This is a genomic window from Variovorax sucrosi (genome assembly GCF_051216635.1).
Lineage (GTDB): Bacteria > Pseudomonadota > Gammaproteobacteria > Burkholderiales > Burkholderiaceae_C > Variovorax.
In genome coordinates this window covers 104,923-126,184 of sequence record NZ_JBPJZU010000001.1, presented here as the reverse complement: position 1 = coordinate 126,184, position 21,262 = coordinate 104,923, and the positions used below count along the sequence as shown (strand labels likewise).

The window sequence follows — 21,262 nt, the reverse complement described above, 5'->3', positions numbered from 1 at the left end:
GTGCAGCGTGTTCAGGGTTTCGCCGGATGGCCGCTGCGGTATGCGCGCCGTATTCTGAATTGGCCTGACCACCTGTCCAATTCAGGACAACCCTTAAAGCCTCTGCTCCTCTCGTGCCCCTGCAATCCATCGAACCGCAGCGCCTCTATCGGCAGATCGCCGACCAGCTGCGCGCGCTCATCGCACAGGGCGAGTTCGCCCCAGGCGCGCGTCTTCCTGCGGAGCGCGACCTGGCGGGCCAATTCGGCGTGAGTCGCCCGTCGGTGCGCGAGGCGCTGATCGCGCTCGAAGTCGAAGGCTGGGTCGAAGTGCGCACCGGCTCGGGCGTGTACGTGCAGGACCGGTCGCAGCGCCAGGCCGCACCGACCACAGCCAGCAACGAGTGGGGCCCGCTCGAGCTCATCCGCGCCCGGCGCGTCGTCGAAGGCGAGACCGCGGCGCTGGCCGCTGCCTTGGGCCGGCGCAAGCATGTCGACGCGATGACGCAAGCCATCTTGCAGATGCGCGAACTGGCCGACCGGAACGTCATGCCGCTCGAAGGCGACCGCGCCTTTCACCTGGCCGTCGTCGAGGCCTGCGACAACGCGGTGCTGACAGAGACGGTGCAGAGCTTCTGGGACTCACGCAAGGGCCCGATCTTTTCGCGTCTGGGTGGCCATTTCGAGACGCTGCCCTCCTGGCGCGCCGCCATCGTCGAACACGAGGCGGTGCGCGACGCGATCGCCGCGCACGACGTGGCGGGCGCCCGCGAAGCGATGCACACCCACATGGACAAGGCCCACCAACGATTCAGCGCGAGCTGGCGCCGCGCAAGAAGGTCCGCCTGACGCGCCAGCACCTTTCTTTTTTCCTTCCTTCAGCCACAACGGAGACAAACCGATGAACCGCAAGACCACGAGCAAGAGACTCGCCCTGAAGACCCTGGTGCTCGGCGCCATGGCCGCCACGGCCTTCGGTGCCGCAGGCATCGCCAACGCGCAGACCAAGCTCAAATGGGCCCACGTCTACGAGACCTCGGAGCCCTTCCACAAGTATTCGGTGTGGGCCGCCGAGGAGATCAAGAAGCGCACCAACGGCAAGTACGACATCCAGGTGTTCCCGGCCTCCAGCCTGGGCAAGGAAGCGGACATCAACCAGGGCATGACGCTGGGCACGGTCGACATCGTGCTGACGGGTGCCAGCTTCGCCGGGCGCAGCTACACGCCGCTGTCGATCTCCTATTTCCCCTTCATCTTCCGCGACGCCGAGCACCAGCTGAAGTACGCGAAGAGCGACGTCTTCAAGGAACTCGCCAAGGGCTACGACGACAAGACGGGCAACCACATCACTGCGCTCAATTACTACGGCGCGCGCCATGTGACGTCGAGCGCGGCCAAGCCGGTGAGCAAGCCCGAAGACATGAAGGGCCTGAAGATCCGCGTGCCCGACGCGCCGGCCTACCTTGCCTTCCCGAAGGCGCTCGGCGCCAACGCCACGCCCATCGCCTTCGCCGAGGTCTACCTCGCGCTGCAGAACGGCACGGTCGACGCGCAAGAGAACCCGCTGCCGACCATCGAGGCCAAGAAGTTCTTCGAGGTGCAGAAGAACATCTCGCTCACCGGCCACATCGTCGACTCGCTGCTGACCGTGGTGTCGGGCCAGCTGTGGGGCAAGCTGTCGGCCGATGAAAAGAAGATCTTCTCGGACGTGATGGAAGAAGCCGCCGACAAGACCGGCCGCGAAATCATCGCGTCGGAAGCGCGGCTGGTGGAAGAGTTCAAGAAGCGCGGCAACAACGTGATCACGGTGGACAAGGCGGCCTTCCGCGAGGCGGTGCTGAAGAACACCAAGCCGACCGACCACGGTTACCGGCAAGCGGACTACGACCGCATCATCGCCATCAAATAGCTCGCCCCCAGCCTGCGGCGCACTGCGTTTCGCCCTCGCCAGCCCCTGCCGGGGGCAACACCAGCGGCCCGGCTGAGCCGGCGCCGCGGTGTTTCTGGACTGCGGCTTCGGGCCTTGCGCTTGTGCTGCGGCCGCTTTACTCACGAGACTTCACATGACAGATCAGAAGATCATTGACGACGAGGGGCACTTCCATGCCGAGGACGAGGTCGTCGACCTCTCCGACACCATCGCCGAAGGCTGGATCTCCCTGGCGCTCTTCTGGGCGCTGGGCCTGACCGTCTTCTACCAATTCGTCACGCGCTACGTGCTGAACGACTCTGCCGCCTGGACCGAGGAGATCGCACGCTACATGCTGGTCAGCGTCGTGTTCGTCGGCGCTGCCGTGGGCGTGGCCAAGAACAGCCAGATCCAGGTCGACTTCTTCTACCGCCACATGCCGGCAGCGATGGGCCGCTGGGTGTCGCGTGCGGTCGACGTGCTGCGCACCGCCTTCTTCGCCGCAGCGGTGGTAATGACCTGGCAAATGATGGAAAAGATCGGCAACCAGACGCGCATGACCATCGTCGATGCGCCGATGAACATCGTCTACGGCATTTGCCTGTTCGGCTTCCTGGCGATGACCTTTCGCTCGGCCCAGGTCGCGCTCAAACACTGGCGCCGCGGCTACAGCGTGCTCGAGCGCCCCGAATCCACCCTGACCGACCAGTGACCGACCACTGAACGAGCCCACGACATGCTGAAAATATTCTTCCTGATCTTCATGGCCGGTGGCATCCCCGTCGCCGTCGCCATGGCCGGCGCCTCGCTGGTGTACATCCTGTTCACCGGCTCGCTGCCGCCCTTCGTGGTGATCCACCGGATGGTGAGCGGCATCGACAGCTTCCCGTTGCTGGCCGTGCCCTTCTTCATTCTGGCCGGCAACCTGATGAACAACGCCGGCATCACCACGCGCATCTACAACTTCGCGCTCGCGCTCGTCGGTTGGATGAAGGGTGGGCTCGGCCACGTGAACGTGCTGGGCTCGGTGATCTTCGCTGGCATGAGCGGCACCGCCATCGCCGACGCGGCCGGCCTGGGCACCATCGAGATCAAGGCGATGAAGGAGCACGGCTACTCGACCGAGTTCGCCGTGGGCGTGACGGCCGCGTCGGCCACGCTGGGGCCGATCATTCCCCCGAGCCTGCCCTTCGTGATCTACGGAATGATGGCCAACGTGTCGGTGGGCGCGTTGTTCCTCGCCGGCATCCTGCCGGGCGTGATGCTGGCCATCCTGATGATGATCACGGTCGCCTACTTCGCGCACAAGAACAAATGGGGCGCCGACGTCAAGTTTTCGAGCACGCGCCTGTTCAAGGCATTGACCGAGCTGGCGGTCGTCATCGGCTGGCCGCTGCTGATCTGGCTGCTGGTCGACAAGCTGGGCACGCCGCCGCAGCTGACGGTGTTCGCAGGCCTGGCGTCGCTCTTCGTGCTGGACAAGATCTTCAAGTTCGAAGCGCTGCTGCCCATCATGACGCCGGTGCTGCTCATCGGCGGCATGACCACCGGGCTGTTCACGCCGACCGAAGGCGCCATCGCGGCCTGCGTGTGGGCGCTCATTCTGGGCTTCGCCTGGTACAAGACGCTGTCGTGGAAGATGTTCGTCAAGGTCTGCCTCGACACCATCGAGACCACGTCGACGGTGCTCTTCATCGTGGCCGCCGCCTCCATCTTCGGCTGGATGCTGACCGCCACCGGCGTGACCACCGACATCGCCGCCTGGGTGCTCGGTTTCACCAAGGAGGCCTGGGTCTTCCTGCTGCTGGCCAACCTGCTGATGCTTTTCGTCGGCTGCTTCCTGGAGCCGACGGCTGCCATCACCATCCTCGTTCCGATCCTGCTGCCCATCGCCACGCAGCTCGGCGTGGACCCGATCCACTTCGGTTTGGTGATGGTGTTGAACCTGATGATCGGCCTGCTGCACCCGCCCATGGGCATGGTGCTGTTCGTGCTGGCGCGCGTGGCAGGCTTGAGCTTCGAGCGCACCACCATCGCGATCCTGCCGTGGCTGATACCGCTGCTGCTGGCGCTGGTGGTGATCACCTATGTGCCGTCATTGGTACTGTGGCTGCCGAAAATGTTCTTCTAGCCCGACAACGAGAACCACGATGACTCCCTTCATTCGCCTCCATCCCGCCGACGACGTGGTGATCGCGCGCGCCCAGCTGGTGGGCGGCACCACGGTCGAAGGCGTGGCCGTGCGCGGCCTGATCCCGGCCGGCCACAAGGTCGCCATGCGCCCCATCGCGCCGGGCGAGCCGGTGCGCCGCTACAACCAGATCATCGGCTTCGCCAGCCGGCCGATCGCGCCCGGCGAGCATGTGCACACGCAGAACCTCGACATGGGCCCGGACAAGGGCCACTTCGAGCGCGACTACGCCTTCGGCGCCGACGTGAAGCCCGCGCCCGCCCCGCGCGAGGCGAGCTTCATGGGCATCCGGCGCGCCGACGGCCGCGTGGCGACACGCAACTACATCGGCGTGCTGACCAGCGTGAACTGCTCGGCCACCGCGGCTCGCGCCATCGCCGACCACTTCTCGCGCAAGACCAACCCGGCGGCGCTGGCCGACTACCCCCATGTCGATGGCGTGGTCGCGCTCACCCACGGCACCGGCTGCGGCATGGACACGCAGGGCATGGGCATGCAGATCCTCGAACGCACGCTGACCGGCTACGCCACGCACCCGAACTTCGCGGCGGTGTTGGTGGTCGGCCTGGGCTGCGAGGCCAACCAGATCAACGCCTGGCTCACCACCGGTCATCTGGCCGAGGGCGAGAACTTCCGCACCTTCAACATCCAGGACACCGGCGGCACCCGCAAGACGGTGGAGAAAGGCGTGGCGCTCATCCAGGAAATGCTGCCGCGCGCCAATGCGGTGAAGCGCGAGCCGTGCAGCGCGGCGCACATCACCATCGGCCTGCAGTGCGGCGGCTCGGACGGCTATTCGGGCATCAGCGCCAACCCAGCCCTGGGGGCGGCGGTCGACCTGCTGGTGGCGCACGGCGGCACCGCCATCCTGAGCGAGACGCCCGAGGTGTACGGCGCCGAGCACCTGCTGACGCGCCGTGCGGTGCGGCGCGAAGTCGGCGAGAAGCTGGTCGAGCGCATCCGCTGGTGGGAGCACTACACCGAGATCAACGAAGGCGAGATGAACAACAACCCCTCGCCCGGCAACAAGGCGGGCGGGCTGACCACCATCCTGGAGAAATCGCTGGGCGCGGTGGCCAAGGGCGGCACCAGCAACCTCGAGGCGGTGTACGAGTACGCCGAGCCGGTGACGGCGCACGGCTTCGTCTACATGGACACGCCGGGCTACGACCCGGTGAGCGCCACCGGCCAGGTGGCCGGCGGTGCCAACCTCATCTGCTTCACCACCGGCCGCGGCTCGGCCTACGGCTGCGCGCCCTCGCCGTCGCTCAAGCTCGCCACCAACTCCGCGCTGTGGAAGCGGCAGGAAGACGACATGGACATCAACTGCGGCGAGATCGTCGACGGCACGGTCTCGATCCAGGAAATGGGCCAGCGCATCTTCGAGATGGTGCTGGCCACCGCCTCGGGCGAAGCGTCGAAGAGCGAACGGCACGGCTATGGCCAGAACGAGTTCGTGCCATGGCAAGTCGGCGCGGTGATGTAGCCTTTTCCTGAAACGAACCATCGAGCACCCCGCACCCATGTCGAAAATTCTTCAAGCGGCCGACCTGCGCCGGCAAGTGGCCGCCGTCATTGCCGGCACCGGCAGTTCAGCCACCGAGGCCGAGCAGGTCGCGGCGAACCTCGTGCTGGCCAACCTGAGCGGGCACGACTCGCACGGCGTGGGCATGGTGCCGCGCTATGTCGATGCGGTGGCCGAAGGCGGGCTGACGCCCAACGCCGCGGTCGCAGTCCAGATGGATGCGGGCGCGATGCTCGCGCTCGACGGCCAGCGCGGCTACGGCCAGGTCGTCGGCGTGCAGGCGATGGCGCTCGGCATCGCGCGTGCGAAAGCACAGGGCAGCTGCATCCTGTCGCTCGCCAACGCGCACCACCTGGGCCGCATCGGCCACTTCGCCGAGATGGCGACGGCCGAAGGCCTGGTGTCGATGCACTTCGTGAACGTGCTCTCGCGACCCGTGGTCGCGCCCTGGGGCGGCGGCGACGGGCGCTTCGGCACCAACCCCTGCTGCATCGGCGTGCCGCTGGCCGGCGCCGAGCCCTTCGTGCTCGACTTCGCGACCAGCCGCGTGGCGCAAGGGAAGATGCGCGTCGCCCACAACAAGGGCGAGCGCATCCCACCGGGCTACCTGATCGACGCGCAAGGCGAGCCGACCGACGACCCGGGCGTGGTGGTGGTGCCGCAGTCCAACGGCCTCTTCGGCGCGCTCATGACCTTCGGCGAGCACAAGGGCTACGGCATGGCGATCGCATGCGAGCTGCTGGGCGGCGCCTTGACCGGCAGCGGCACCTGGCACCGGCCGGCGGACGCGACGCGCTCGGTGGTCAACGGCATGCTCACCGTGCTGATCGACCCGGCCAAGCTCGGCACGCAGGCCCGCTTCGAGGCCGAGGCGCGCAGCTTCGTCGACTGGCTGCGCCAGAGCCCGCCGGGCGCCGGCTTCGACGCCGTGCAGATCGCCGGCGAGCCGGAACGGCGCGCCCGGTCCGAAAGAAATCGCGATGGCATCTCGATCGACGACGCCACCTGGGCCGAAATCGTGCAGGCGGGGCGAAAAGTCGGTGTGACAGTTTCGTGAAGTTGTGCCGCGAATCTGTGGATAACGCTGTGCGTAGGGCCGGGAGCGATGACGCCGGGGCCTGACGCCACAAGGCTTCCCACCACATTGCCTGCTGAGCAGGCACCGTCCGGCACGGCGGTCCGCGAACGACGTTTCAGGGCGCCGCGCGTGCACCCGAAGCGGCCGCGGTGTCAAGCCGGATGACGGTGAGCAGGCGCTCTTCCGAGCCGTCCTCGCCGCGCACCACCGCCGTGGCGATCGGGTCGTGCGAAGCCACGCCGGGCGGAAGTTCGCGCAGTGCGGAGCGCGGCAGGTCGAACACGGTGCCGACTTCGTCCACCCGCAGCGCAAAGCGCCTGCCCGCGCCGTCCTGGCACACCACCAGGATGCCGTCGGCGCGTGCGCCATGGCCGACGCGCTCGCCGCGGAGCTGCTGGACGTCGATGATGGCCAGCGGCTGCTCCTGGTGCATCACGATGGCCGCAGCGCCGGCCGACGGCGGCATGGCGACCGCCTCGACCACCTGCACCGCCGGCAGGCCGAGCCATTGGTCGCCCACGCGAACGCTTGCAAGGACGACACGCTCGGCGCTCTTGGCCACCGGCGCCGGCGGGACGAAGCGGGCGACCGCCCCGGCCTCTTGCCGCCCGCCTTCGGCACCGATGGCGATCAAGACCACGCAGGCCACGTCCTCCGGTCCGCAGGCATCGGTGCTCTCGTATTCGCGGTAGCCGGACGACATCGTGATACCGGCGGCATGCGTCACGCCGTCGACGCTGAGCGCCAGCCCGTGCGACGCGCCCCGCGGCAGCGCCGCCAATTGATCGGCGAAGGGCACGCGCGCGCCCACGGTCCAGCTGTCGTGCGTGCTGGCCACCACCGTCCCGCTGCGGGTGACGAAGAGCCCGCTGGCCTGGGCCAGGGGCCAGCCCTCGGCATCGACGGGCAACACGTCGCGCAACATGGCGGCGATCTGCACCGCGCTGTCGAACACGACGGCGACGCAGCCCGCGTTGGCGCCGCCGCCGCCGCCGTTGCCCTGCACCGGCGCAGCGAAGACATAGGTGGGTTGGCCGCCATAAAGCGGCGAGGCGGCAAAGGTCGAGCGGACGAAGGCCTGGTCGCCGCGCAGCGCCAGCGCCGCGGGAAGCCAGGGCTCGGCCACGGACACGGCCGGTTGCCCGCCCGCCGACGCCGCCAGCACCCGGCCTTGCGCGTCGAGCAGCAGCAGCTCCGCGTACACGGTGTAGAGGCCATGGATGCGTTGCAGCACCGCCTTCGCCTCTGCGCTGGCGCGTGCATCGCCGGCACGCGCTGCGTTCTGCAGGCTGCTGTCGAGGGCCCACCAGCGGCAATCGTTCGCGCGCTCGTAGAGATTGCGGTCCAGGATGTCGACGCCGAGCGCCGAACAGGCACGCACCTCTTCGAGCACCGACGCCACCGCGGAACGTTGCAGGTCACCGATGGCGGTCTCGAAGACGGCGCTGATGCGCTGCCCGGTGCGTGTCACGCGTTCGAGCAGCGCCCCGGCGAAGCGCGTGTCGATGGGCGCGCCCGCCCCACCGGCGGCACCGGCGGCACCAGCGGCGTCGCGACGGATGCGCAGTTGACCGTTCCACACCAGCCGCTCGAGCCCGCGCTGGATGCTGCGGGCCTGCGCCGGGATGGCTTGCAGCTCGGCACCGAACAGGCTGCTGCCGGCAACCAGCGCCTCGGCCAATACCGGCGGCGCGGCGCGCGCAGGGTCGGCCTGGAAGGCGAGGTCGACCGGCACCAGCACGCAGGCGTCCCAGCCCGGCCCCGCATAGCCCTGGTAACCCGCAGCCCGCGTCTGCACCGCCAGGTATTCGCGGCCACCGAAACGCAAGGTGCCGGCGGCACCGGAAGCGGCAGCCAGCACGGTGCCGACCGGCACCTGGTGCGGATCGGAACTCGCGACCACGGTGCGCTTCGCGTCGAGCAGCAAGGCCACGGACGGATCGTCGTGCGGCACCAGGGCCCCGAAGATCGCCCGCATCTCGTCTTCCAGGCGGAAGGACAGGCACAGCGCGCCGATCACCGGGCCCGAACCGGCGGCGCGCACCGGCGCGCCATAGAGCAGGCCACGACGCCCGTCGAGCACCTGGAAATGGCCGAAGGCCTCGACGAACGGGGTGCTGCTGTCGATCACCGCCCGCAGCAGCGACGGTTCCGCGCCGGCCGCGGCGGCGAGCGCATCGAGCCGCACCACGACGCGGCCTTCGAGGTCGAGCACGACCACGTCGTCGTAGACGCTGTACTTGCTGGCATAGGCGCGCAGCCGCTCGCGCACCGCGTCGACCGGCGCCGGCTCGCCGCGGCGCGCGGTGGCCAGCAGTTCACGCAAGGCATCGTCGGTGGCCAGGAAGCCGACATCGGCGGTGCGCTCGTAGAGATTGCGCACCAGGATGTCGATGCAGGTCTGCGCCGTGGCGCGCGCCGTGCGCTGCGCGTCCTGCAGCAGGCGGCACGCCAGCGAATCGAGCAGCGTGCCGGTCAGCGCATGGAACTGCGCGCCGGTCGACGCGATGTCGGTGCCGTTGTCGCTCATCTGCCCGAGCAGCGCGAGCTGGTCCCAGGTGTCCTCCAGGCGCTGGAGCGATTCGCGGTGGTCGTTGACCAGCTCCATGCGGGACACCAGCGGCGCCACGACGGCGCTGAAGCGAACCCCTTTGACGACGGACACCTTGTTCATGCGGCAGGTGCTCGATCGGTTTCAGAGCATCAAGGCGAGGGCGGCTTCCAGGTGCTCCGAAGGCATCCGCCGGAAGCCCGAGCGGGCATAGCGCTGCAGCCGGCCGACCGCGAAGGCGGTGAGCGCCGACGCCCGTACCTGCGCGTCCACCGTCGGCGTGGCGGACCCGTCGGCTTCGGCCACACCGCGCAAGGTCTGGCGCAGCGTCGACTCGATCTTGTCGAAGAACTGGTTCATGCGGTTCTGCAGACGCTCGTTTTCGTAGACCAGCGCATCACCCACCATGACGCGCGTCATGCCGGGGTTCTTCTCGGCGAACTGCACCAGCATCGTGACCACGCGGGCCGCCTGCTCGCGGCCGGCCCCTTCGCGCTCGACGATCTGGTTGACCAGCGTGAAGACGCTCTGCTCGATGAAGTCGATCAGGCCTTCGAACATCTGCGCCTTGCTCGCGAAGTGGCGGTACAGCGCGGCCTCGCTCACATCGAGCTGGGCCGCCAGGGCAGCGGTGGTCACGCGCTCGGCGCCCGGGCGCTCCAGCATCGCCGCGAGCGTCTGCAGGATCTGGACCCGGCGCTCGCCGGGCTTGGGCCGTTTGCGAACGACCGGGGCGGCGGGCGCGTCCGGCGCCGGGGCAGGATCGGTGGCCGGGGCGCTGGACTCTTCGTTTTGCATGGGCGGCGCGCGCATATGTAAAAAAATGATTCTCGCACAGCGACGTGAGCGCGTGCCAACGGGCGCGCCGCCGTGTGACGGCCGGCGCCCTCGCGCAGAATAGAGGCTTCGATATCGCGACCGGGAATCCGATGAGCAAGAACATTCTGGTGACGGGCGGCGCAGGCTTCATCGGAAGCCACACCTGCGTCGCATTGGCCGAGGCCGGCTACACGCCGATCATTCTCGACAACCTCGGCAACAGCGACGTGCGCGTGCTCGAACGGCTGGCCGCCATCATCGGCACGGCGCCAGCCTTCGTGCAGGGTGACGTTCGCGACCGCGCGCTGCTGGACGAGGTCTTCCGCTCGCGCGACATCGCAGGCGTGATCCACTTCGCCGGGCTCAAGGCGGTGGGCGACTCGGTGGCCGACCCCATCACCTACTACGAGAACAACGTGCACGGCACCTGGGTGCTGACCGCCGCGATGCAGGCGGCCGGCGTGAAGACGCTGATCTTCTCGTCCTCCGCCACGGTGTACGGCGAACCCGAGCGCTCGCCCATCCCCGAAGGAGCGCCCTGCCGTCCCGCCAACCCCTACGGCCGCTCCAAGCGCATGGTCGAGGAGGCGCTGAGCGACCTCCAATTGGCCGAGCCCGACTGGCGCATCGCGCTGCTGCGCTACTTCAACCCCGTCGGCGCGCACGAGAGCGGCCGCATCGGCGAGCATCCGCAGGGCAAGCCGAACAACCTGATGCCCTTCGTGTGCCAGGTCGCCGTCGGCCTGCGCGACAAGCTGTCGGTGCACGGCGGCGACTACCCGACGCCCGACGGCACCGGCGTGCGCGACTATGTGCATGTGATGGACCTGGCCGAAGGCCATGTCGCCGCCCTGCGCCATGCCGAGAAGGCGCCGGGCCTGGTCACGCTGAACCTGGGCACCGGCACCGGCGCGTCGGTGCTCGACGTGGTGAAGGCCTTCGAACGGGCCAGCGGCCGCACCATCCCGTGCGAGATCGGCCCCCGCCGCGCCGGGGACGTGCCGGCTTACTGGGGCGACCCGTCGCTGGCCGCGGCCACGCTGGGCTGGCGCGCCAAGCGGAACCTGGATGCGATGTGCGCCGACAGCTGGCGCTGGCAGCAGGGCAATCCGCGCGGCTACGAGTGAGTGACGCCGGCGCCGCGCGGCTTCAGCGCGCGCGGATCATGGTGCCGTAGGCCTGGTCGGTCAGGATCTCGAGCAGCATCGCGTGCGGCACGCGGCCGTCGATGATGTGCACCGCGTTCACGCCGCTCTTGGCGGCGTCGAGCGCGCCCTCGATCTTCGGCAGCATGCCGCCGGAGATGGTGCCGTCCGCAAAGAGTTCGTCGATCTCGCGGGCGCTCAGGTCGGTCAGCAGATTGCCGGCCTTGTCGAGCACGCCGGGCGTGTTCGTCAGCAGCATCAGCTTCTCGGCCTTGAGCACGGTGGCCAGCTTGCCGGCCACGACGTCGGCGTTGATGTTGTAGCTCTCGTTCTCCTCGCCGAAGCCGATCGGGCTGATGACGGGGATGAAGGCATCGTCCTGCAGCGCCTTGACCACGCTCGGGTCGATCGAGACGATGTCGCCGACCTGGCCGACGTCGTGCATCAGCGCCGGGTCGTTGCGGTCGGCCAGCTTGAGCTTCTGCGCGCGGATCAGGCCGCCGTCGCGCCCGGTCAGGCCCACGGCCTTGCCGCCGGCCTGGTTGATCAGGCCTACGATGTCCTGCTGCACCTCGCCGGCCAGCACCCATTCGACGACTTCCATCGTCTCGGAGTCGGTCACGCGCATGCCCTGGATGAAGTGGCCCTTCTTGCCGAGCCGGTTGAGCGCGGCCTCGATCTGCGGACCACCGCCGTGCACCACGACCGGGTTCATGCCCACGAGCTTGAGCAGCACCACGTCTTCGGCGAAGTCGGCCTGCAGGGCCGGGTCGGTCATGGCGTTGCCGCCGTACTTGATGACGATGGTCTTGCCGTGGAACTTGCGGATGTACGGCAGCGCCTGGGCCAGGATCTCGGCCTTGTCGCGGGGAGGAATATTGAGGACGGGATCGGTCATGGACGTTCCGGTTCGGAGGTGGGCAAATTGTGCCGCATGGGCGCACCCGGTGGTCGGAAGAACACCGACCGGCGCGCGACGATGAGCAGAAGGACCAGGTCGATGCCGACGCGTGCGGTCCAGGCGAAGGCGGCGCCGGCCAGGCCGAACGCATGCAGTCCGAAGATCAGCAGCGGGAAGTAGACGAAGGCCTCGGCCACGTGCAACTGCGCCGTGATGCGCGCCAGGCCGGCCGCCTGGACGGCCGCGAAGGGCACGAAGGCCACGCCGTTGAGCAGGAGCCCGAGGGCGAGGATGGAAGTCACCGGCGCGGCACGGTCGGCGAACGCCTCGCCGAGCCACAGCGAAATGCCCCAGTGCGCGCCGAAGGCCAGCGCCCCGCTGATCGGCACCAACACCACGGCCACGAGCAGGAGCGACCGGCGGTAGACCTGCCTAGCGGCTGCCATGTCGGTGGCCATCAGCGACGCCAGCCGCGGGAACAGCGCGCTGGTGAGCGCACCCGGGAGGATGAGCACCCGCACCACCACTTCGGACGGCACGGTGTAGTACGCCACGACGGCGGCGCCCAGCACGCCGGAGATGACGAAACGGTCGGCCGTGACCATGAGCGGGCTGATCACGTTCGACACCGTCATCCAGGCGCCGAACGACAGCAGCTGGCGCAGTTCCCGTCGCCCGGCACGCACGCCACCGATGCCGCGGCCGAGATGTCGGCGCACGGGCACCCAGTGCGCCACCACGAAGACCAGCCGCGCCAGCATGAGCGCGGCGACGATCCAGGTCAGCGAGGGCCCGAACAGCATCACGCTCAGGGCCGGCAAGCCGAAGGTGGCGATGCCGAGCACCATGCGCAGGATGTTGACCGCACGGAAATCCTCGTAGGCCTCGAGCACGCCGCGCAGCCCCACCGTGACGGTCGTCAGCGGCACCGCTGCAGCCGCGATGAGCAAGGCCTGCACGACATCCGCATGCAGCGACGGCGACACTTTCAGGCCCCGCGCGGCGAGTGGCTCGACCGCCAGCGCCAGCACGACGCCGCCCAGCACGCCCATCGCGCCCGCGAAAAGCAGCCCGGTCTTTACCAGGGCCGGCACCTCGTCCGAGCGACCGGCTACGCGCTTCTGCGCGACCTGCTGCGTCAGGGCACGCCCCACCCCCAGATCGAACAGGCTGAAGTAGCCGATGAGTGCCCAGATGAGCGTGAGGATGCCGAAGGCTTCGACGCCGATGTTCCGGACCAGATACGGAATGAGCGCCGCACCGACCAGCAGAGGAAGCCCGGCACCGGCCAGGTTCCAGAGCACGTTGCTTCGCAGGGACATCAACGGCCGAGCGGCGAGATCGCGCTCAAGGCCGCAACCAGCGCGGTACCTTGAAGCGGACGATCATGAGGTAGGCCGTCACGTAAGTGGCGACGAAAAGGACCGTGCACCCCATCAGCACCAGCGTGTTGTTCCAGAACAGCACCGCGGGCACCACCGACAGCGCGGCGAACATCCACAGGTAGGGCGAGGTGCGGTTGTTGCGGGCCAGCAGCTGGCGCGCTTCGTCGTCGCTGAAGGCGACCCGCACGATCCGCCGGAAGATCAGCTGGTGGAAGTGCAGTGCGTCGGCCGTGCCCGGCGACTGACCGCGCGCGAGCTTGCGGTAGATGGAGAACAGCGTCTCCCAGACCGGATAGATCAGCAGCAGCATCGGGAACCACGGCGACACGGTCGGATGCCGCTGCACCAGCGAGACACAGGCCACCGCGATCACCATGCCCCAGACGTAGGCGCCGCCGTCGCCCGCGAAGATCTTGCCGCTCGGGTAGTTCCACATCAGGAAGCCCAGGGTTGCGCCCACCAGGCAGATCACCATCGCCGCGAGCTGCCGGTCGCCGACCTGCAGCGACACATGGGAGATCGCCAGGCACACCAGCACGGCCACGGTGCCCGCCAGGCCGTTGTAGCCGTCGATGATGTTGAAGGCATGCGGCAACCCACCGATCGCGAGCACCGCGATCAGCACCGCCAGCCAGGGCGCCATGCGCAGCCAGCTGTCGACCAGCTCGACCCCGGTTCGGTGCACGCCAAGCCCGAGCGCCCAGCACAGCAGCAGCGCCGAACCGATGGTCAGGGCCAGTCGATAGCGCACCGACAGCCGCTGAGTCACGTCTTCGGCGATGCCGCCCAGCACCGCTGGCGCGATGCACGCCAGAACCAGCCCCGAGGCAGCGACGGGCCAGCGGATGTTGAAGGGGTCGCCGAACAAGCCACCGGCAAGCCACGCCATGCCCATGCCCAGCAAGACGCCGGCCCCGCCCAGGCGCGGCACATGGCCTTTGTGGAAACGCTGCGGCATGTCGGCTGCGTAGCGGCGTGCATGCTTGCGCGCGCGCCGCATGAACACCAGCACGGCCAAGGCGGAGAAGACGAAGCTGATGACGATCAGGGCAATCATGGAGAGGGAAGTGAAGGAACCTAGAATTCCCGAGCGAAATTAGACCATGCCGCCCTTGTCGCCTTCCCTGCCTCCACCCCACCGCATCACCGTCTCGATCGTGAGCCATGGGCAACTGGAGCTGATCCGGCCGCTGCTGGAACAGCTCGATCGCTTCAGCCACGCGAACATCGACAAGGTGGTGCTCACCATCAACGTGCCCGAAGCCGAGGTGCTCGGCGACGCCACGTGGCGCTTTCCGGTGGAGCGCATCGAAAACGCTGCGGCCAAGGGCTTCGGCGCCAACCACAACCAGGCCTTCCGACGCTGCGGCACCCCGTGGTTCCTGGTGCTGAACCCCGACATCCGCTTCGACCGCGACGTGCTCGCGCCGCTGGTCGCGCAGGCCGCGCCGGGCAGCGGCCTGCTCGCGCCGCGCATCCTGGAGCCCGGCAAAAGTGAGCCGGAGCAGCACCGGGCCATCATCACGCCGTTGGAGATCCTGCGGCGACGCCGCCCGGGCTACGTGCGTCCGGCAGTGCCGGCGTGGATCCCCGGCCTGTTCATGCTCTTTCGCACCGAGGCCTATGCGGCCGTGGGCGGATTCGACGAGCGCTTCTTCATGTATGGGGAGGACTTCGACATCTGCGCGCGGACGCGGCTGGCGGGGTGGCGGCTGCAGGTGGGGGAAGACCTGCAAGCGCTGCATGATGCGCAGCGGGCGAGCCATCGGAGCACGCGACATTTGTGGTGGCATGTGAGCAGCCTGCTCAAGGTCTGGTGCTCGCGTACGTTCTGGCACTACCTGCATCGAACGCCCCATTGAGGCCGAAGCACTGGCTGTGGCTCAGTGCAGCAGGCGCCGGATGCTCGACAAAATGCGGCCGTCCACCAAGCGAAATGTGCCGAGCAGCACAACGTCTGGCATGTATTTCAGCAGCCACGCCGTGATCCGGAATTTCAGCTTGGCGACAGTGCCGATCGAGGGATTGGCCAGAATGAGCGCGCCGTAGGCGTCAAGCATCTTGCAGCTTTCCGTCAGATCGGGGTCTCGGCGCAGTCGACGCTTGATCACGTCGTTGATGAAAAGCTTCCCAAAGCGCGGCACCAAAAAGTCGCGCATGTAAAAGCGGTTGCGCAAGGGCTCGTCCGGAAACATGCCGGCCAGCTTGGTGAAGTACCTGAAGCGGCTGCGGCTCATGCGAATGCCGAACGAGGTGCTGGCCGTGTGAATGCACCACACCGTCACCGGTTGGTCGACGAAGTAGTTCGTGTACCCGGCGCGGAACAGCCGAAGAAACAGGTCATCGTCTTCGTAACCCATGAACTGCGCGTCGAAGCCCTCCACGGCTTCGAACGCCCGGCGCGCGACGAGTGCGGCAGAAGGCAGCACGAACATGTCGGCGGCGATCATCTCCAGGACGGAGCGCTTTGGATGATCCCGCGCATGGTCCTTGACCATCGCCATGCGGATGATCTGCCCGTCGGCATCGGCCTCGAAGAGATCGCCGTAGACGAACCCGAAGCGGGGATCACGAGTGGGAACGGCGTTCACCAACGTCTCGATGTGCGTCTCGAGATAGAAGTCGTCCTGGTCGAGAAAGCAGATGAAACCGGCGGTCGAGGCGGCCACGCCTGCATTGCGTGCGGAACCTTGCCCACCGTTCTCCTTGTCGATGACCCTGAATGGAAAGCGTTGGGCCAGGCCGTCCAGCACCGCACGCTGTTCCGGCGCCGAGCCGTCGTTGACGACGATGACCTCCGCCGCGGGAAGCGTCTGCACGAACACGCTGCGCAGCGCTCGTTCGATGAACGAGGCCCCGTTGTAGAACGGGATCACCACGGCCACATCCGCGATGTGCGGTGGGGGGTTACCGGGCAGGCTCGTTGTGGCGTCGTTCATTGGCTGGTGCTGTGGCTCGTCGGATCGACCGAAAGCTTATACGGGTTCGAGGATGTCCCGAATCGCACCGCGCACCCCATATCCGAACCGGGCATAGCGGCCCTTCACGAACTCTTCCAGAACCGGGCGTACACGCGCCAGGCGCCCTTCGGGCAGTGCGGCACGGGCCAATTCATGGCTCAGTTTCTCGTTCGCCTTTTGTCGAAGTGCCGCGATCGCGGGCGAAGGCTCCGTGGCAAGACGATCGCACAGCACACGTGCCCTGGCCGCCCGACGACCGTGGGTGTCGCCACGCGCAGTCCACAGCTTGCGAACCAGCCGAAGCACGGAACCCTGCGGCGCGCCGACCTGGTTGGCCGCATGCTGTCGGTACCCGATCGTCGCTTGCTCCAGCACCTCGACGCCTCCGGTGATGGCGGCGATCACCGCGAGCCATTCGTCGTGCAGCCATTCATCGGGAAAGGGCAAGGCGCGCTGCAGCAGCTCCCGCCGAAACACGATGGTCGCGCCAGTCGCGAGGTTGCGCCGCAGCAGCACGTCGAAGGCCTGCCCTTCATGGATGCATGAGATCTCGGATGCACGCACGCCCAGCGCGCCGAACAGCGACCGGTCGAGGTCGCGCCCGCCTTCGTCGATCAGGCGTGCGTCGGAGTGCAGAAGAAGCAGGTCATCACGCGCCGAGAAGACCCGGGACATGGCTTCGAGGCGACCCGCGTCCCAGACATCGTCCTGATCGCTCAACGCGATCAATGGGCCGCGGCAGGCCGACACGGCCTGCTGGAAGTTGCGGGTCACGCCGAGGGAGCGAGCGTTCTGCAGGACCTGCAATCGGATGTCCAGCCCTGGCCTTTCGAGGTGGCAGGCGCGCCATGCCTCTTGCGCCACAGCGACGCAATCGTCCGTGGAACCATCGTCGGACAGGACGATCTCTACCGGCGGATGGGTCTGCAGGCATATGCTGCGGACCTGCTCACGGATGAACCGGGCACCGTTGTATGTACAAAGCGCAGCAGAGATCGGCAGGTTTGAAGTCATCATGAGTCGCAGAATGGCGCATGCAATCCGACTGGGGACCCCACGGACGCCCGCTCGGTCTGGCAGGTCGCGCCCAGGATTATCGATGGCCGCAGACCGCCGAGGAACGCGCTCGGCAGCAGCCTAAAATCGCCCCTCTCCGTCATACAACAACAGTAGGCTTCGACTCAGGTTGGGCAGTTCCCTGTCCATGCGGCCCGCACAGGCGATCCGCAGCCTCCTGACCCTCGTAGCTGGCAATCCATCCATGAGTACAACCCATTCGAACCTGCATCGCGGCCCCTGGAGTGACTGGTGGGAAGGCACCCGTCGCACCGACATCTGGTGGACCCTCGCATGGTTCGACATCGTGTTGCGGTACCGCCGGTCGATGCTGGGGCCCTGGTGGATCACGCTCAGCATGGGGGCCATGATTGCCGGCATGGGGCCGCTGTACAGCTCTCTGTTCGGAACTGAACTCTCCAAGTTCTTCCCCCACCTTGCATTGGGGCTGATCTTCTGGAGCCTGTTCTCGAGCATCGTGACGGAATCTTGCAACGCCTTCGTCGGGGCGGGCAACTATCTCAAGCAAGGCTACTTCCCGATCAGTCTCTTCGTGTGGCGCAGCATGTCACGCAATGTGATCCAGTTTGCCCACCATATCGTGCTCTACGTGCCGGTTGCGCTCTGGGCGGGCGTCTCCTTGTCCTGGTCAGCGGTGCTCGTCGTGCCTGCATTCCTGCTGCTCTTGGTGAACGGCCACGCGCTGGGGCTTGCCTTGGGTCTGGTTTGCACGCGTTTCCGGGACGTTACCCAGATCGTCACGAGCGTGATGCAGATGGCGATGTTTCTGACCCCCGTGTTCTGGCTACCAGAAGGCTTGCCGGGCCGCGCGAAATACCTTCTTTGGAATCCGCTGGCGCAGATGCTCGAGCTTCTGCGCAAGCCTTTGATGGGCGGCGTGGCAAGCCTGCACGATTGGATCGGCATCGGCTGCTGGACGGCCGGCTGTGTGATCGCCGCGGGCCTGCTCTTCGCGAAGTACCGCCGCCGCGTCGTCTATTGGCTGTGAGCATTCGAGCATGACTTTCATCTCTCTCAAAAATGTTTCGGTGAGCTTTCCCATCTATGGCGCAGGCTCGGTATCCCTGAAAAAGACACTGGCTGCATCTGTCACCGGCGGGCGCTTCGGCAAGGAAACCGGGGTCAATGTCGTGCAGGCGCTGAGCGGCATCAACCTCGAGCTGAAGAGCGGGGATCGTCTGGGCCTGATCGGTCACAACGGCGCCGGGAAGTCGACGTTGCTGAGGACACTCGCCGGCGTCTACGAGCCTTCCGGCGGCGAATTCGTCCGCCAGGGCTCGGTGGCGAGCCTGATCGATCCGTCGCTGGGCATCGAGCCCGACGCCACGGGCATCGAGAACATCATGCTGCGCGGCCTGGTCATGGGCATGAGCAAGAAACAGCTGGACAGGCTGACGCCCGAGATCTGCGAGTTCAGTGGCCTGGGCGAGTACGTGAACATGCCGGTGCGTACGTACTCCACCGGCATGCTGATGCGACTGGCTTTTTCCATCTCCACCAGTGTTGAAGCCGACATCCTGCTGATGGACGAATGGCTGTCGGTGGGTGATGCGGAATTCACCGAGAAGGCCGAGAAGCGCATGAAGGACGTCGTCTCCAATGCCGGCATCCTGGTGCTTGCCTCGCACTCCCCGGACCTGATCGCCAAGGAGTGCAACCGCGTCATCCACCTCGAGCACGGCCGGATCGTCGAAGTCTCCTGACGGTTGGCTTTAACGGTCCAGAGGCGGCCAAGCGAGGCTGAAGTCCTCGTGGACCAGCGTCAGGTTCGGGTTGTAGGCCGGATCGCGGGTGAGTGCGTCGCCCCATCGCGCCATCATGTAGCGCACCTCCCCGGCGAAGCGCTGCTGCTTCTCGGGGTCGGTGTCTTCGCCGCGCGTAGCGGACTCGTGGTGAAACAGTTCCGCATAGGGCGTCCAGACGTTGCGCAGCCCGGCCTCGCGCAAGCGCAGGCAGAAATCCACGTCGTTGAACGCCACCTTGAGCTCGGTTTCGTTGAGGCCGCTCACCGCGAAGTAGTGCCTCTTCTGAACGATCAGGCAGGCGGCGGTAACGACCGAGAACGACTGGATCAACGCCGCACGCTCGAAGTAACCACCGCGATCAATCGGCAGGCGCTTGTGCGCATGGCCGGCCACCCCGCCGATGCCGAGCACAACGCCGCCGTGCTGCAGGGTGTGGTCCGGATACCAAAGGCGCGCGCCGACGGCGCCCACGCCGGGTTGGCAGGCGATGCCCACCATCTCGCTCAGCCAATCCGGTGAGATGACCTCGATGTCGTTGTTGATGAGTCCCACGACTTCGCCCCGGGCCTCCGCAACGGCCAGGTTGTTCAGCTTCGAATAGTTGAACTCACTGTCGTCGCGGATCACCCTGAAGTTGGGCCGCTGCTTGAGTGTCTCGAAATACGCGAGCGATTCCGGGTCGTCCGACCCGTTGTCGACCAGGATGACCTCGTAGTTCGGATAGGTCGTCCGCGCCTCGATGCTGTCGACGCACTGACGCACCAGCTGCATTGCATTGCGCGTGGGAATGATCAGCGACACCAGGGGCGCCGGATCGGGCAGGTCGTAGTGTGCGTGGTAGCCGTTCCCGGCGTAGGTCACATGCCCGCGGATGCCAGCGCGCACGAAGTGCTCGTTCAGTGCCCGTTCGCCGGCGAGTTGCGCGTACGGCTTGGCGTCCTTTGAACTCGCCGTGCTTTCGGCATGCACCCGCCAGTGGTAGAGCACCTTCGGAATGTGCCGTATCTGATCCGCGCGCACCCGTTCCAGGCAGCGGAGCACCAGGTCGTAGTCCTGCGCGCCTTCGAAACCGGTGCGAAAGCCACCGATCTCGCGCAACAGCGCGGTCTCGAACACGCCCAGATGCGAAAACATGTTCTGGGAGTAGAAAAGGTCCGGGTTCCAGTCCGACTTGAAGTAGGGATCGAAACGCTGATCGTCCGGGCCGACCTTGTCCTCGTCGGAGTAGATCAGCCGCGCCTGTGCATGCTCGTTGATCTCCTGCGCCACCCAGAAGAGCGCATGCACGGGCAACAGGTCGTCCTGGTCCATCAGCGCCGTCCACTCTCCGGTCGCGAGGGTGAGCGCACTGTTGGACGCCTCGGAGATGTGGCCGTTCGACGCGCGATACACCACCTTGATACGCGCATCCTGGGCAGCGAAGTCGTCGAGCGCTTTCCGGCACCCCGGATCGCGCGAGGCGTCGTCCGCAATGCACAGCTCCCAGTGCGGATAGACCTGCGCCTGCACCGACGCGATGGCGCGCGACAACCACACGAGGTCCGGGTTGTAGACCGGCATCAGGATGGAGATGAGGGGTTTGCGCGGCATCGTGTCGACAAACCCGCTCAGCAGGGCGCATTGCGCCTCCCCGATGGTGTCGTAGCGACGCACCCACTCGGCGTAGTCGCGTCCGCCCTGCTGCGCGAGCATCGCGTCGGATTGCGCCGGCCCGCGTGCGCGCAACCTCGCCGCTGCGAGGCTCAAGGCGCCGACGGTGCCGTGCCGCTGCCTCGCCTCGCGGATGCGGCGCAGCAAGGTGCGCAAACGCCGTGGCGCTGCACCGGCCCAGCGCAGCGGAACGGTCGCGCGCCAGCTGGTCGAGGCGTGGATCTCCGCGATCTGGGCCGCATGAACGGCCGCCTCCCGGGCGGACGTCGTGAGCACCTGCTCGAGCCGGGTCTGGAGCCTCAGGAGCTCGTGGGAGCGTCGGAAGGCCTCGCGTTGCAGCCCGGCGAT

General features: G+C 67.1%; 18 protein-coding genes. 10 read left to right on the top strand and 8 right to left on the bottom strand.

Annotation, left to right across the window (positions count from 1 at the left end; all coding sequences use genetic code 11):
- Nucleotides 1-113 precede the first annotated feature (113 nt).
- The 6 genes from ACSFBE_RS00540 to ACSFBE_RS00515 all read left to right on the top strand — a co-directional run bounded on the left by ACSFBE_RS00540 (nucleotide 114) and on the right by ACSFBE_RS00515 (nucleotide 6,660).
- On the top strand, nucleotides 114-827 hold the full coding sequence (locus ACSFBE_RS00540; RefSeq protein ID WP_435488414.1) for a FadR/GntR family transcriptional regulator: 714 nt from the start codon (nucleotides 114-116) through the stop codon (nucleotides 825-827).
- Between the two features lie 52 nt (nucleotides 828-879).
- Complete coding sequence (locus tag ACSFBE_RS00535) at nucleotides 880-1,887, top strand: sialic acid TRAP transporter substrate-binding protein SiaP (protein ID WP_435488413.1); 1,008 nt, start codon at nucleotides 880-882, stop codon at nucleotides 1,885-1,887.
- Nucleotides 1,888-2,041: 154 nt separating this feature from the next.
- Nucleotides 2,042-2,599, top strand: a complete 558-nt coding sequence (locus ACSFBE_RS00530) for a TRAP transporter small permease (protein WP_435488412.1) — start codon at nucleotides 2,042-2,044, stop codon at nucleotides 2,597-2,599.
- 24 nt (nucleotides 2,600-2,623) lie between these two features.
- On the top strand, nucleotides 2,624-4,018 hold the full coding sequence (locus tag ACSFBE_RS00525; protein WP_435488411.1) for a TRAP transporter large permease: 1,395 nt from the start codon (nucleotides 2,624-2,626) through the stop codon (nucleotides 4,016-4,018).
- Between the two features lie 19 nt (nucleotides 4,019-4,037).
- Entirely contained in the window at nucleotides 4,038-5,564 is a 1,527-nt protein-coding gene (locus tag ACSFBE_RS00520; protein WP_435488410.1) for a UxaA family hydrolase, read from the top strand.
- Between the two features lie 37 nt (nucleotides 5,565-5,601).
- Nucleotides 5,602-6,660 (top strand): malate/lactate/ureidoglycolate dehydrogenase, encoded by a 1,059-nt coding sequence (locus tag ACSFBE_RS00515; RefSeq protein ID WP_435488409.1) that lies wholly within the window; start codon nucleotides 5,602-5,604, stop codon nucleotides 6,658-6,660.
- A gap of 136 nt (nucleotides 6,661-6,796) precedes the next feature.
- Here ACSFBE_RS00515 and ACSFBE_RS00510 read toward each other — a convergent pair whose 3' ends face one another.
- On the bottom strand, nucleotides 6,797-9,355 hold the full coding sequence (locus ACSFBE_RS00510; RefSeq protein ID WP_435488408.1) for a chemotaxis protein CheW: 2,559 nt from the start codon (nucleotides 9,353-9,355) through the stop codon (nucleotides 6,797-6,799).
- A gap of 21 nt (nucleotides 9,356-9,376) precedes the next feature.
- Nucleotides 9,377-10,030 carry a nucleoid occlusion factor SlmA gene (slmA, locus tag ACSFBE_RS00505; protein WP_435488407.1) on the bottom strand — a complete coding sequence of 218 codons (654 nt, stop codon included), beginning with the start codon at nucleotides 10,028-10,030 and terminating at the stop codon, nucleotides 9,377-9,379.
- Nucleotides 10,031-10,161: 131 nt separating this feature from the next.
- On the opposite strand from slmA, the gene galE reads away from it, so the two are divergent.
- Nucleotides 10,162-11,178: a UDP-glucose 4-epimerase GalE gene (gene galE / locus ACSFBE_RS00500; protein ID WP_435488406.1), complete on the top strand. Its 1,017-nt coding sequence runs from the start codon at nucleotides 10,162-10,164 to the stop codon at nucleotides 11,176-11,178.
- Nucleotides 11,179-11,200: 22 nt separating this feature from the next.
- Here galE and argB read toward each other — a convergent pair whose 3' ends face one another.
- From argB to ACSFBE_RS00485, 3 genes are read right to left on the bottom strand one after another with little or no spacing between them, the layout of a single operon-like run.
- Nucleotides 11,201-12,094: an acetylglutamate kinase gene (gene argB / locus ACSFBE_RS00495; RefSeq protein WP_286648119.1), complete on the bottom strand. Its 894-nt coding sequence runs from the start codon at nucleotides 12,092-12,094 to the stop codon at nucleotides 11,201-11,203.
- Entirely contained in the window at nucleotides 12,091-13,419 is a 1,329-nt protein-coding gene (locus ACSFBE_RS00490; protein ID WP_435488405.1) for a flippase, read from the bottom strand. The genes argB and ACSFBE_RS00490 overlap by 4 nt, the downstream gene beginning before the upstream one ends.
- A gap of 25 nt (nucleotides 13,420-13,444) precedes the next feature.
- Nucleotides 13,445-14,539 (bottom strand): glycosyltransferase family 4 protein, encoded by a 1,095-nt coding sequence (locus tag ACSFBE_RS00485; RefSeq protein ID WP_435488404.1) that lies wholly within the window; start codon nucleotides 14,537-14,539, stop codon nucleotides 13,445-13,447.
- A gap of 46 nt (nucleotides 14,540-14,585) precedes the next feature.
- Between ACSFBE_RS00485 and ACSFBE_RS00480 the strand changes: the two genes are divergently transcribed.
- Entirely contained in the window at nucleotides 14,586-15,344 is a 759-nt protein-coding gene (locus ACSFBE_RS00480; protein WP_435488403.1) for a glycosyltransferase, read from the top strand.
- Nucleotides 15,345-15,365: 21 nt separating this feature from the next.
- Here the strand turns inward: ACSFBE_RS00480 and ACSFBE_RS00475 are convergent, their stop codons facing one another.
- A complete protein-coding gene (locus tag ACSFBE_RS00475; RefSeq protein ID WP_435488402.1) occupies nucleotides 15,366-16,421 on the bottom strand; it encodes a glycosyltransferase family 2 protein in 1,056 nt (351 codons plus the stop codon).
- A 36-nt stretch (nucleotides 16,422-16,457) separates the two neighbouring features.
- Nucleotides 16,458-17,456 (bottom strand): glycosyltransferase family 2 protein, encoded by a 999-nt coding sequence (locus tag ACSFBE_RS00470; protein ID WP_435488401.1) that lies wholly within the window; start codon nucleotides 17,454-17,456, stop codon nucleotides 16,458-16,460.
- Between the two features lie 247 nt (nucleotides 17,457-17,703).
- On the opposite strand from ACSFBE_RS00470, the gene ACSFBE_RS00465 reads away from it, so the two are divergent.
- Nucleotides 17,704-18,507 (top strand): ABC transporter permease, encoded by an 804-nt coding sequence (locus ACSFBE_RS00465; RefSeq protein WP_435488400.1) that lies wholly within the window; start codon nucleotides 17,704-17,706, stop codon nucleotides 18,505-18,507.
- Nucleotides 18,508-18,517: 10 nt separating this feature from the next.
- A complete protein-coding gene (locus ACSFBE_RS00460) occupies nucleotides 18,518-19,222 on the top strand; it encodes an ABC transporter ATP-binding protein (RefSeq protein ID WP_435488399.1) in 705 nt (234 codons plus the stop codon).
- Nucleotides 19,223-19,231: 9 nt separating this feature from the next.
- Here the strand turns inward: ACSFBE_RS00460 and ACSFBE_RS00455 are convergent, their stop codons facing one another.
- Nucleotides 19,232-20,956, bottom strand: coding sequence for a glycosyltransferase family 2 protein (locus tag ACSFBE_RS00455; protein ID WP_435488882.1), 1,725 nt, complete (start codon nucleotides 20,954-20,956; stop codon nucleotides 19,232-19,234).
- Between the last annotated feature and the right edge of the window lie 306 nt (nucleotides 20,957-21,262).